Origin of the sequence: Burkholderia sp. 572, from assembly GCF_040545135.1 — a bacterium.
Taxonomy (GTDB): Bacteria; Pseudomonadota; Gammaproteobacteria; order Burkholderiales; family Burkholderiaceae; genus Burkholderia; species Burkholderia cepacia.
In genome coordinates, this window is sequence record NZ_JBEPLH010000001.1 from 186,704 (window position 1) to 198,886 (window position 12,183).

Annotated in this window: 9 protein-coding genes; 7 read left to right on the top strand and 2 right to left on the bottom strand. The window is 69.4% G+C overall.

Features of this window, described 5'->3' with window-relative positions; translation table 11 throughout:
• Positions 1 to 124 precede the first annotated feature (124 nt).
• The 3 genes from ABIC51_RS00850 (at position 125) to ABIC51_RS00860 (ending at position 4,236) form a co-directional block, all read left to right on the top strand.
• Positions 125 to 2,521: a DNA polymerase II gene (locus tag ABIC51_RS00850; protein ID WP_226159855.1), complete on the top strand. Its 2,397-nt coding sequence runs from the start codon at positions 125 to 127 to the stop codon at positions 2,519 to 2,521.
• Positions 2,522 to 2,676: 155 nt separating this feature from the next.
• A complete protein-coding gene (locus ABIC51_RS00855; protein ID WP_354006307.1) occupies positions 2,677 to 3,000 on the top strand; it encodes a DUF4148 domain-containing protein in 324 nt (107 codons plus the stop codon).
• A 108-nt stretch (positions 3,001 to 3,108) separates the two neighbouring features.
• The gene (locus ABIC51_RS00860) at positions 3,109 to 4,236 is read left to right on the top strand and encodes a J domain-containing protein (RefSeq protein ID WP_226159856.1); all 1,128 of its coding nucleotides are present in this window, start codon (positions 3,109 to 3,111) and stop codon (positions 4,234 to 4,236) included.
• Positions 4,237 to 4,299: 63 nt separating this feature from the next.
• On the opposite strand, the gene ABIC51_RS00865 is transcribed toward ABIC51_RS00860, so the two are convergent.
• Together ABIC51_RS00865 and plcR are read right to left on the bottom strand one after the other, a co-directional pair.
• Positions 4,300 to 5,676 carry a pectin acetylesterase-family hydrolase gene (locus ABIC51_RS00865; RefSeq protein ID WP_354006308.1) on the bottom strand — a complete coding sequence of 459 codons (1,377 nt, stop codon included), beginning with the start codon at positions 5,674 to 5,676 and terminating at the stop codon, positions 4,300 to 4,302.
• A 66-nt stretch (positions 5,677 to 5,742) separates the two neighbouring features.
• The gene (gene plcR, locus ABIC51_RS00870; protein WP_175898602.1) at positions 5,743 to 6,462 is read right to left on the bottom strand and encodes a phospholipase C accessory protein PlcR; all 720 of its coding nucleotides are present in this window, start codon (positions 6,460 to 6,462) and stop codon (positions 5,743 to 5,745) included.
• 430 nt (positions 6,463 to 6,892) lie between these two features.
• On the opposite strand from plcR, the gene ABIC51_RS00875 reads away from it, so the two are divergent.
• The 4 genes from ABIC51_RS00875 (at position 6,893) to ABIC51_RS00890 (ending at position 12,112) form a co-directional block, all read left to right on the top strand.
• Positions 6,893 to 8,119: an amino acid deaminase/aldolase gene (locus ABIC51_RS00875; RefSeq protein WP_354006309.1), complete on the top strand. Its 1,227-nt coding sequence runs from the start codon at positions 6,893 to 6,895 to the stop codon at positions 8,117 to 8,119.
• Between the two features lie 65 nt (positions 8,120 to 8,184).
• Positions 8,185 to 9,597: a D-arabinono-1,4-lactone oxidase gene (locus ABIC51_RS00880; protein WP_175898597.1), complete on the top strand. Its 1,413-nt coding sequence runs from the start codon at positions 8,185 to 8,187 to the stop codon at positions 9,595 to 9,597.
• Positions 9,594 to 10,778, top strand: a complete 1,185-nt coding sequence (locus ABIC51_RS00885; RefSeq protein ID WP_175898595.1) for an MFS transporter — start codon at positions 9,594 to 9,596, stop codon at positions 10,776 to 10,778. Before ABIC51_RS00880 ends, ABIC51_RS00885 begins: the two co-directional genes overlap by 4 nt.
• Before the next feature lie 137 nt (positions 10,779 to 10,915).
• Positions 10,916 to 12,112: a porin gene (locus tag ABIC51_RS00890; protein WP_175898594.1), complete on the top strand. Its 1,197-nt coding sequence runs from the start codon at positions 10,916 to 10,918 to the stop codon at positions 12,110 to 12,112.
• The last annotated feature ends 71 nt before the right edge of the window (positions 12,113 to 12,183 follow it).

A 12,183-nucleotide genomic window follows, 5' to 3' on the forward strand; every position in this document is an offset into this window, starting at 1 on the left:
CACGCGGAAGATCGCGCATCGCCCGCCGGCTTCCTGCCACCTGTTGCCACGCGCGCCCCCGTCGGCACGGCCGCCATTCAAGCGCTAAAATCCGCCGCCTGGGCATTCACGACGAGCAAGCGTTTTGACGGCGTTCGAGCAGGGTTTCATCCTCACCCGCCACTGGCGGGACACCGCATCCGGCATCGAGATCGAGTTCTGGCTGGCAACCGAACACGGTCCGCGCCGCGTGCGCCTGCGCCCGCAGGAAGCCGTCGCGTTCATCCCCGCCGAACAGCAGGCGCTCGCCGAACGCGCGCTGGCGGGCGAGCACGACGCCGAGTTGCGCCCGCTCGCGCTGCGCGATTTCCGGCAGCGCCCTGTCGTCGGCCTCTATTGCAAGCGCTATCGCCATCTGTCCGGGCTGCAAAAACGCCTCGCCGCAGCCGGCATCGACGTCTACGAAGCCGACGTGCAACCGCCCGACCGCTACGCGATGGAACGCTTCATCACGGCATGCGTGCAGTTTCGCGGCCGGCCCGGCCGCGACGGCACGCTGACCGGCACCGAGCTGAAAGCCGCGACCGGCTACCGCCCGGCCCTGCGCTGCGTGTCGCTCGACATCGAAACCAGCGTCCACGGCGAACTGTATTCGATCGCGCTCGAAGGCTGCGGGCAGCGGCAGGTCTACATGCTCGGCCCGCCGAACGGCGATGCAAGCAGCGAAGCAGGCAGCGACGCGGGCACGCGGGACTTCGACCTCGACTATTGCGACAGTCGCGCCGCGATACTCACGCGGCTCAACGACTGGTTCGAAACACACGATCCCGATGCCGTGATCGGCTGGAACCTCGTGCAGTTCGACCTGCGCATCCTGCATGCGCATTCGGAGCAATACGGCATCCCGCTGAAGCTCGGGCGCGGCGGCAGCGTGCTCGACTGGCGCGCGCACGGCCAGCAGCCGGACCACTTCTTCGCGGGCGCGGCCGGCCGGCTGATCCTCGACGGCATCGACATGCTGAAATCCGCGACGTGGACGTTCCCGTCGTTCAGCCTCGAATACGTGTCGCAGGCACTGCTCGGCGAAGGCAAGTCGATCGACAATCCGTACCAGCGAATGGACGAGATCCAGCGCCGCTTCGATCACGACAAGCCGGCGCTCGCGCGCTACAACCTGAAGGACTGCGAACTCGTCACGCGCATCTTCGACAAGGCGGACCTGCTGTCCTTCGCGCTCGAGCGCGCAAGCGTGACGGGCCTCGCGGCCGATCGCACCGGCGGGTCGGTCGCGGCCTTCACGCACCTGTACCTGCCCCGCATGCACCGGCTCGGCTACGTCGCGCCGAACCTCGGCGACGTGACGGGGCAAAACAGCCCCGGCGGCTTCGTGATGGATTCGCGCCCCGGGCTGTACGACTCGGTGCTCGTGTTCGACTACAAGAGCCTCTATCCGTCGATCATCCGCACGTTCCTGATCGATCCGGTCGGGCTGATCGAAGGGCTCGCGAATCCCGGCGACGACGCATCGGTGCCCGGCTTTCTCGGCGCGCGCTTCTCGCGTACCGCACACTGCCTGCCCGATATCGTGCGCCGCGTGTGGGAAGGCCGCGACGATGCGAAGCGGCAGCGCAACGCGCCGCTGTCGCAGGCGCTGAAGATCATCATGAATTCGTTCTACGGCGTGCTCGGCTCGACGGGCTGCCGCTTCTTCGACCCGCGCCTCGCGTCGTCGATCACGATGCGCGGGCACGAGATCATGCACCGCACGCGCGAGCTGATCGAAGCGCAGGGCTACGAAGTGATCTATGGCGATACCGATTCGACGTTCGTGTGGCTCGGCCGCGCGCACGACGACGACGAAGCCGGCGCCAAGGGCCGCGCGCTCGTCGAACACGTGAACCGCTGGTGGCACGCGCACCTGCGCGACCACTTCGGGCTCGAGAGCGCGTTGGAGCTGCAGTACGAGCGGCACTATCGCCGCTTCCTGATGCCGACCGTGCGCGGTGCGGAAGAAGGCAGCAAGAAGCGTTACGCGGGCCTCGCCGCGGCGGCCGACGGCGGCGAGGATCTCGTGTTCAAGGGGCTCGAAACGGTGCGCACCGACTGGACGCCGCTCGCGCAGCAGTTCCAGCGCGAGCTGTATCGACGCGTGTTCAGCCGCGAGCCCTACCAGGACTTCATTCGCGACTACGTGCAGCGCACGCTGGCCGGCGAATTCGACGACCAGCTCGTCTACCGCAAGCGCGTGCGCCGGCCGCTGCGCGAATACGAGCGCAACGTGCCGCCGCACGTGCGCGCGGCGCGGATCGCCGACGAGTTCAACCACGCGCAGGGCCGGCCGTTGCAATATCAGCGCGGCGGCTGGATCAGCTACGTGATGACGACGGCCGGCCCCGAGCCGCTCGAGACGATGCGCTCGCCGATCGACTACGCGTTCTACCTGAGCCGCCAGTTGCAGCCCGTCGCCGACGCGATCCTGCCGTTCCTGCGCGACGATTTCGAACGCGTGATCTCCGGGCAGGGGCAGTTGTTCGGCGATTGACGACGTGGCGGCACGGCGGCATGGCACGCCCGTCGCCCACTGTGGCGCATTCCGGAAACACAGTTCACCCGGAATCGGCATTTATCCGGCCGGCATGGATTCCTAAACTTGCTTCGTCGGTTCGCTGAACCGCCACGCAACCGTCTGAGGAAATCATGAAATCGATCATCGCCACCGTCGTCGTCGCCACCGCTGCCGCGACGGCCCTGCTCGCCGCGCCGGCCGTGTCGTACGCGCAGTCGTCGCACCCGACGCTCACGCGTGCGCAGGTACGCCAGGAACTGTTCGACCTCGAAGCCGTCGGCTACGATCCGGTCGCCAGCAACGGGGACAACTATCCGGGCGACATCGTCGCCGCGCAGGAGCGCCTGACCGCCAAGCGTCTCGCGGCACGCAACAACGCCGCTGCCGCCTATGGGCCGGGCGGCATGCCGGGCACGGATGCGGGCGCACCGGCGGTCGCCGCGCCGCGGCCGTAACGCGCGGCCGGAAGCGCCGGCGAAGCAGGCCGTTGCGCGCCGCCGGCCGCACATCCGGCTAGAATACCGGCCTGCTGCGCGTCCTGCCGCGGCCGGAGGACATTCATCATGACCGCACGACGCGGTGCCGCGGTCGTCATCGCGCCCGGCCACGAGACAGCCAGCCTGTCGAAAGCCCAGAAGACGTTCAATACGCTCGTCCAGCAGATCGAGACACGGCGCGAACGCCTCGGCGCATGGGACGCCGTGACACCGGCCTTCCAGAAGAAATTCGTCGACGGGCTGCTGCCGCTCGAGCAGGCGGCGACGGCGTTGCGGATCAGCCTGCTCAACCGGCTCGACGACGCGTTCCTGCAAAAGGGCTTGAGCAAGGCCGAGCAGCGCACGCTGTCCGACGTGATCGCGAACATGGCGCGCGACCTGCTCGACGTCAGCGACGACGCGCAGTTGAAGATCATCTACAACCGGCACCGCGCATCCGGCGACGACGACCGCACGGCAGCCGATCGCGCACGGCCGAAGCAGGCACCGGAACCGGCGCCCGCCCCCACGCAGGAAGACGATCTCGACACGCTGTCGCCCGACGAACTCGCCGAGCGCATGCAAGCCGAGCTGGACGAACAGTTCAGGCGCGACATGGCCGAGCACGAGGCCCGCGAGGCGCAGCGCGCGAAACGCAAGAAAGCGCCCCGGCAATCGGCGGCGCAAGCGAGACGCGAAGCCGAGCAGGCCGAATCGAGCAAGTCGATCCGCGACGTCTATCGCAAGCTCGCGAGCGTGCTGCATCCCGATCGCGAAACCGATCCGAAGGAACAGGAACGCAAGACCGTGCTGATGCAGCGGGTCAACCACGCGTATGCGAAAGGCAACCTGCTGCAACTGCTGGAACTGCAGCTCGAGATCGAGCAGATCGACCGGCGCGCGATCGACGGCCTCGGCGAAGACCGGCTGATGCGCTACAACGGCATCCTGGAGGAACAGGTGCGCGAGCTGGACCAGGAGATCCGGCACGTCGAAACCCACTTCCGCCGAACCTACGGCATCGCATCGTCCGTCAAGATCGCGCCCGATACGGTCATGCGGATACTGACGCGCGACATTGCCGGCATGCAGCGCAGCAACCAGGACCTGACCATCGTGGTGCGCGAATTCGACGACCCGGACAACGTCAGGGAATGGCTGAAGGAGATGAAGCGCCGGCCGGCATCGTCCCGCTTCGACGACGATTCGTACTGAACGCGCACGCCCGGCGCAACGTCGGCGCGGCGCAGAACAACGCGCCGCGCCTCCGTCACCCGTTCACGCCCGGTGCCCCGAGATCGGCCCCGCTTCGCCGGTCAGGTTGAACACGCTGTCGATCCACGCGAGAAACGTCGAGAACGTGAAATCCGACCACTGCTGCGTGCGGAACGCCTTCATCACCGGCGTCTCGGCCGGGTCCTGCTGGTTCAGCAGGTTGTCGACGAAGGTGCCGATATCCGCGTCGGTGCCGTTCTCGTGGATCCCCGACCCGGTGAAGCTGACCGCCGTCACCTGATGGTTGGCGATGAAGTCGTTGCGCGCCCACGGCATGAAATAGCCGAAGTTCGGCAGCGGGTTCAGCGTCTGCTTCAGCCCGTCCAGCTCCTTCCCGAACATCGCGAGCGACAGCGCGTCCTTCGTCGCGTCGTCCGGCGCCGCGATCACGGCCGGCACGAACGCGCGATAGTGATACGCGGCGATGATCTTGTCGCGCTGGTAGCTGGAAAAACCGAAGCGATCATGCGGAAAGGTCGCCGACAGCGCCGCGTACGCGCTCCCCATGTTGCCGGGGTCGAACCGGCTGGTCAGGCGGCTGTTCACGGTGATCATCCCGTCGGGGCCCGTCATCCCCCACTCGGTGCGCACGCGGTCGTACAGGCCGACCGACGGATGCGTGGCCGCGTCCGCATCGAACGGCGTGTTGAACACCGTGCCGGCGTCGTCGAGCAGCGAACTGTGCGCCTGCGGCTGCAGCGTGTTGCGCAGCGTCGCGTAGTTCGCGAGCGTGCCGTAGCCGCCCGCGCTCATCCCGTACACGAGCAGCCGGTTCGGCTTGCCGAAGCCGTGCGACATCAGCCACTGCGCGACGGCCTGGATGTTCTTCAGCCCGCTGTAGTGCTGCAGGCGCCAGTCGCCGGACGGCGACGTGTAGTTGCGCACCGCGCTGCCCATGTGGATATCTCCGGTGCAATAGGGCACGAAAACCTGTGTCCATTGCTGCGTTTCGACCTTCGGCTCGCCGACGAGAATGTGCGCGAGATCCATGCGCGTCAGCAGCGGCGACAGGAACGACGACAGCAGGCTCTCGTTCGCGGTGCCGTTCATGTAGTTGTGCGGGATGCCGTCCGGGTTGAAGCCGCCGAGGCCGGCCTCGGCACCGGTCGACGTCTGCGTGCAGGTGCCGTAGTCCCAGCACGCGCCGCCCGGCTCCATCATGTACAGCAGGTTGTCCGACTGTGCTCGATTGATGTAGAAACGCATCGGCGTGCCGTTGCCGCACGATGCACCGGTGCTCTCCGGCAACGTCACTTCGTACCACGAATAATAAGGAACCGACGGATCCGGCATCGTCGTATCGGCCGCGTGACCGTTCAGTGCCGCGCAACCGAGCAGCGCGGCAACGGCCGCGCGCAGCAGGCATCGTGCTGTGGACATCTCCCCTCCTTGTCGATGGACATGACGCGGCCGCCGGGCGCCGCCCCGGCCGCGCGGATTCGGCGCTCAGTGCACGCCGGACGGTGAAGCGCCGTCGAACAGCTGGACGCGCAGCGCCTGCAGGCGTTGCGCGATGACGGCTTGCTGCTGGTCGGGATCGGGAATGCTCGCCTGAACCTGCCGGACGACGTCGCGGCTCTGCTGTTCGTACGAGAGATAGCGTGGGTCCTGCGCCGGCGACGGGCCGACCGTCCGCTGCGCATAGGTGTCCCATTGCGCGCGCATCGACCGGATCGCCGCGCCGCGCGTCGCCGGGTCGGCTTCGGTGTCGGTCAGCAGCGCCGCGCTCAGCGCTTCGGCCTGCACGGGCACGATCTCGTTGCGCGCGACGTGGTCGGGAAGTTCGTCGAGAATCCGGCGCGCGAGCGCGTCGCGCTCGGTTGGCGGCAGGCTGTTGCGGCGATCGCCGTAAGCGGCGACCTCGTCGCGGAAGCGCGCGAATGCGACGACGCGCTTCACTTCCGCGTCCGCATCGGGGCGCCCGGCAAGGCTGCGGCGCAGCGCGTCGACGTCGAGCCGTCGCTCCTCGGGGCCCGGTGTCGCGGCGCCGACGCCGGTACCGAACGTATCGGCCGCGCCGGACCGTGTGCCCGCCGTCGCGACCGGCGTGCCGGATGACGCGGCTTGCGCCGGTGTCGCCGCTTCGTATCGCCAGATCGCGACGGCGGCCACGCCGATCGCCGCGATCGCGCCCGTGCGCCGCCAGAGTGCCCTGTTCTTCTTCACGTCGCCTCCTCGTCACGTCATGCCGTTCTTCGCCGGTGCATCCGCGAGTAGGTTCTAGGTCGAATCCGGCATGCAGTCAAAAGCGGCACTAGAACGCGGGCACTAAACCCGCGCACAGCGGCGATGGCCGGCAAGACGTTTGAAACGCATTTCGTTGTCGCATCGGCACGCGCGTGATGTCGAGCGTCGTGCCCGCCCGGCGGTGGTTCGCGCCGGCACACGCGATGTGCGCCGCGACACCAAGCAAGCAACGATCCACCTTCACGGGGCGCGACGCTCACGCTTGCGCGTGGCCGATACGGATGGCCGGATAAGACCCGTCGAACGACCCGCTGAGCGCTTGGTCGTCATTTTGGCCGGCCCTATGCTGGTTTCCGACACGCGCCGAACGGTCGGCGCGGCACACACCCCACCCAGCCGAGCCCGTTCCATGAGCCGTGCAGACCTTCCGCATCGCGCACCCGCCGCCGTCCACGACTATCCGACCTACCGCGACGCGCTCGCGGGCCGCCGCCTTCCCGCCGCATTCGTCGATCTCGACTGCTTCGACGCGAACCTCGCCGACCTGAAGCGCCGCGCGCGCGGCCTGCCGATCCGACTCGCGACGAAATCGGTACGCTCGCGCGAACTGATCGGCGCGGTGCTCGCCGCCGGCCCGTTCATGCAGGGGCAGCTGTGCTATTCGGCCGCGGAAGCCGCGTGGCTTGCGGACGGCGGGTTCGACGACATCGTCGTCGCCTATCCGACGGTCGAAGCCGACGACCTTCGCGCGGTGGCCGCGCAGCTCGGGCGGGGCCGCTCGATCACGCTGATGGTCGACGATGCCGCCCAGGTCGACGCGATCGACCGCCTCGCACGCGCGGAAAGCGTGACGATCCCGCTCGCGATCGATCTCGACATGTCGTCCGCGTATCCGGGCCTGTATTTCGGCATGTACCGCTCGCCGGTGCGCGACGTGGCCGCCGCACTCGCCCTCGCGAACCGCATCGGCGAGCGGCAGCACGTGCGGCTCGACGGGCTGATGGGTTACGAAGGGCAGATCGCCGGCGTGGCCGACACGGAGCCGGGCAGCGGCGCGCGCAACGCGCTGGTGCGCCACCTGAAGCGCCGCTCGGCGCGCGAGATCAACGCGCGCCGCCACGCGGCCGTGCAGGCGCTCGCGGCGGCGGGCCACACGTTGCGCTTCGTGAACGGCGGCGGCACCGGCAGCTTCGAAAGCACGCTGGGCGACGCATCGGTCACCGAGCTCGCCGCCGGCTCCGGTCTCTACGCGCCGGCGCTGTTCGATCACTATGCGGCGTTTCATGCGCAACCCGCCGCCGGCTTCGCGCTGCCGGTCGTGCGGATTCCGCAGCCGGGCATCGTGACCTGCTCGGGCGGCGGCTATATCGCATCGGGCCCGGCCGGCAAGAGCCGGCTGCCCCGCCCGTGGCTGCCGGCCGGCTGCACGCTGATCGACAACGAAGGCGCGGGCGAGGTGCAGACGCCCGTGCGCGTGCCGCGCGGCGTCGCACCGGCGATCGGCGACCCGATCCTGTTCCGCCACGCGAAGGCCGGCGAACTGTGCGAACGCTTCAACACGCTGCTGCTGATCCGCGGCGGCCGCGTGGTCGGCGAGGCGCCCACCTATCGCGGCGAAGGCAAGAGCTTTTTCTAGCGGGCCGCGCGGCCCGTCGTTCAAACCGTTCACCTCATTCGATCGACAACCACGGAGACAATGCCATGTGGCGTAACTGGTCGGGATATGTCTGCAGTCCTGATGCAACCGTGTCGACGCCCGCGTCGCACGCCGCGCTCGCGGCGGTGCTGCGCGACGCGGCGGCAGCCGGCGCCACCGTGCGCGCGGCCGGCGCCGGGCACTCGTTCTCGCCGCTCGTGCAGACCGACGACGTGATCCTGTCGCTCGACGCGATGCAGGGCGTGATCGACGTCGACCGCGACCGGCGCGTCGCGCGCGTGCATGCCGGCACGCGGCTGTGGGCGCTGGGCCCGGCGCTCGCCGCGCACGGCCTCGCGATGGAGAACCTCGGCGACATCAACGTGCAGTCGATCGCCGGCGCGACCAGCACCGGCACGCACGGCACCGGCATCACGCTCGGCAACCTGGCGACGCAGATCGACAGCCTGACCATCATGTGCGCGGACGGCAGCGAGATTCGCGCGAGCGCCGACACGCATCCCGAGCTGTTCGCCGGCGGCCGAATCGGGCTCGGCGCGCTCGGCGTGCTGACCGAGATCGGCCTGCGCCTCGTGCCCGCGTTCAAGCTGCGCCTCGAGCGCGGCGGCATGCGGCTCGACGATTGCCTCGCTCAGGCGGACGCGCTGATCGCCAGGCATCGCTCGTTCGAGTTCTACTGGTTCCCGCACACCGACACCGTGCTGACCAAGGCGTGGGACATGACCGACGAGCCGGCCGACGCAGTGCACTGGGCGAGCCGCGCGTCCGAGTCGTTCCTCGAGAACACGGTGTTCGGCGCGCTGTGCGGGCTCGGCCGGCGCGTGCCGGCGCTGTGCCCGGCGCTGAGCCGGCTGTGCGCATCGACCGTGTCGGCCGGCCGGCACGTGGATGCGAGCTACGCGATGCTGTCGACGGTGCGCCGCGTGCGCTTCAACGAAATGGAGTGGTCGGTGCCGGCCGACCGCGGCGCCGACGCGCTGCGCGAAATCCGCGCATTCATCGCGCGCCGCAGCTTTCCGTTGATGTTCCCGCTCGAATACCGCTGGGTGCGCGGCGACGACATCTGGCTGAGCCCCGACTACGGGCGCGACAGCGTACGCATCTCGGCGCACCAGTATCGCGGGATGCCGTTCGACGCGTATTTCTCGGGCGTGCAGGCCATCTGCCGCAATCACGGCGGGCGGCCGCACTGGGGCAAGGTGCACACGATGAAGGCCGCCGAGCTGGCGGCGTGCTACCCGCACTGGGACGATTTCCTCGCGCTGCGCGAGCGGATGGACCCGCACGGCCGCTTCCTGACGCCGTACCTGCGCACGCTGTTCGGCCTGCCGCAAAGCGCAGGCGCAAACGCAAGCGCCACCGCTCGCGCCACGCCGGCCCGCCGGGGGGCACACCCGATGCACGAAACGGCCGGCGCCGCGCAAGACCGGCCGCGATCCAGCCAGGAGGCCTCATGAGCACAGCCACGCTGCACGCGGCCGCGCCGTCGCGTCCCGATCCGTCGACCGGCGCCGTCGTCCGCCTTGCGCTCGCGTTCGCGGCCGCCACCAACGGCCTGATCCTGTCGCCGTTCCTCGTCGCGGCGGTGATGACGCGCTTCCGGCTCGACGAGGGCACCGCGACCGCGCTCGTCAGCGCCGAGATCCTCGGCATCGCGATCAGTTGCGCGCTGCTGTCGCACCGGATCGCGCGCGCCGCTCGGCCGTTCACGCTGGCCGGCCTGATCGGCGCGATCGCCGGCCAGGCCCTCGGCGCGGTCGCGCCCGGCATCGTGTCGGCGGCGCTCGCACGCGGGATGACGGGGCTGTTCGAGGGGATGCTGTTCGTCGTCGTCGCGTCCGGCGTGTCGCAGCGCGCATCGACCGACCGCCTGTGGGGGCAAATCAACCTGCTCGCGGGCGTCGTCAACGGCGGCATCCTCGTGCTGATCTCCGCGCTGCCGGCCGCGTGGCTCGGACGCTGGGTGTTCGCGCTGCTGGCCGCCGTCGTCGCCGTGCTGGCGCCCGCGATCCGCGGCATCGACGCGTTCGCGAGCGCGCCCGCGCAGGCCCGCTTGCGCGCCGGCACGCTGCCGTGGCGGCCGGTGATCGCGATCTGGGTCGTGACGGCGCTCGTCTATGGCGTGCAGGCGTCGCAATGGGCGATCGCCGGTTTCGTCGGCGAGCGTGCCGGGCTGTCGCCCACGACGATCGGCGTGCTGCTGTCGGTGTCGTCCCTGCTCGGCTTCGTCGGCGCGTCGATTCCGTCGCATCCGGCCAGCCACCGGCACCGCCTCGCGCTGATCTGGGCCGCGCAGCTCGCGATGATCGCGTCGATCGAATGGTTCTTCGGCGCGCGCGGCGGCAGCGCGTACTTCCTGAGCCAGTTCGTGCTGAACAGTGCGTTCTTCGTGATCGTGCCGTTCCTCACCGGCATGCTGTCCGACGTCGACCCGGACGGCTCGCTGGTCGCGCGCACGCTCGTCATCACGTTCTTCGCGGCCGGCATCGGCACCGCGCTGTCGGGCGCGCTGCTCGGCCGCTTCGGCGGCACGCGCGTCGCCCACGTGCTGTGCGTGGCCGTGCTGGCCGCCGCCCCGTTCGTGCGGCTGGCGCTGCGGCGCGCGGCACCCGCTGCCGTGGCCGGCGCGGCGCCCTGACCGCAGTGCGCCATGCCGTGGCCGCGACGCACCACGAGAATGGCCGCCGCGGCCTTGGCCCGCGCAAATTTGGCTTTCTACAGTCGTTCCCGACGGCACGAGCCGTCCGTCCCCAGTTCGATGCGGAGTCCAGAAGAATGAATCGTCACGATAGCGTTCGCGCCGCGTGCTGCGCGATGATGGTCCTGGCCGGTACCGGTGCGCACGCGCAAGGCAACGTGACGCTGTACGGCGTGATCGATGCGGGCATCCGCTACGAAACGCACGGCGTGTCGTACGGCGCCGACGGCACGCCGGTGTCGACGGCCCGCAAGATCTCGATGGCCGACGGGGGCGGCCTGACGGAAAGCTACTGGGGGCTCAAGGGCAACGAGGATCTGGGCGGCGGGTTGTCCGCGCAGTTCAACGTCGAAAGCCACTTCGGCCCCAACAGCGGCGCCATCGTGCCGGCCGGCTCGCCGAATTTCTTCCAGGTCGCGTACGTGGGGCTGACGTCCACTACGCTTGGCCAGCTCTCGCTCGGGCGCCAGTACAACGTGCCGTTCGAGATGGCGTCGCTGACCTTCGGCTCGAACCTGTGGGCCGGCCCGCAGGACCCGTACTTCAACCTGTTCAAGCCGGAGCAGACGATGCTCGCGGGCGCGCGCACCAGCAACATGATCCAGTACGGCGCGCAGCTCGGCAGCTTCTACCTGCTCGCGCAATACGCGCCGGGCGGCCACGCGGGCGGCGGCGTGCGCGGCGGCCAGCTCGGCGCGGCCGCCGCGTATGCGCCGGACAAGGGGCCGTTCACGGTCGGCGCATCGTTCATGCGCAGCTGGGACGACGTCACGCACGGGAAATTCGACATCTACACGGGCGGCGGCTCGGTGACGATCGGCAACGCGACCGTCAACGCCGGCTACATCGAGAACGCACGCGACAACGACTTCACGTCGTTCGAGAACGGCCCGTTCAGCCCGACCGATCTGGCGGGGCTCGGGATCATCTCGCCCGCGCAGGTCGTCGACCCGACCGTGCCCGGCGGGTTCCGCCGCCGCAAGATGGCGCTCGCGGGGCTGACCTACCGCTTCACGTCGGCGTTCACGGCGGCCGTCAACGCGTGGTGGACGCAGCAGTCCGGTTATACGGCGGATTTCGACGGCCGTGCGCGCCAGTTCCAGGTGATCGCCGGCTACAGCCTGTCGAAGCGCAGCATGCTCTATGCGGAAGTCGACTACGCGATCTACCGCGGCGGGCTGGTCGGCGCGCAGCTGGTCGGCGTGAACGGACAGGCGCCGAGCACCAGCACCACGCAGCTCGGCGCGACGGTCGGCCTGCGTCACTACTTCTGAAGCGGGGCCGCGCGGGATGTGGGCGATCGCGGCCGGGGCGGCACCGGGTCTCCGGCCGGGCGGGACGAGTA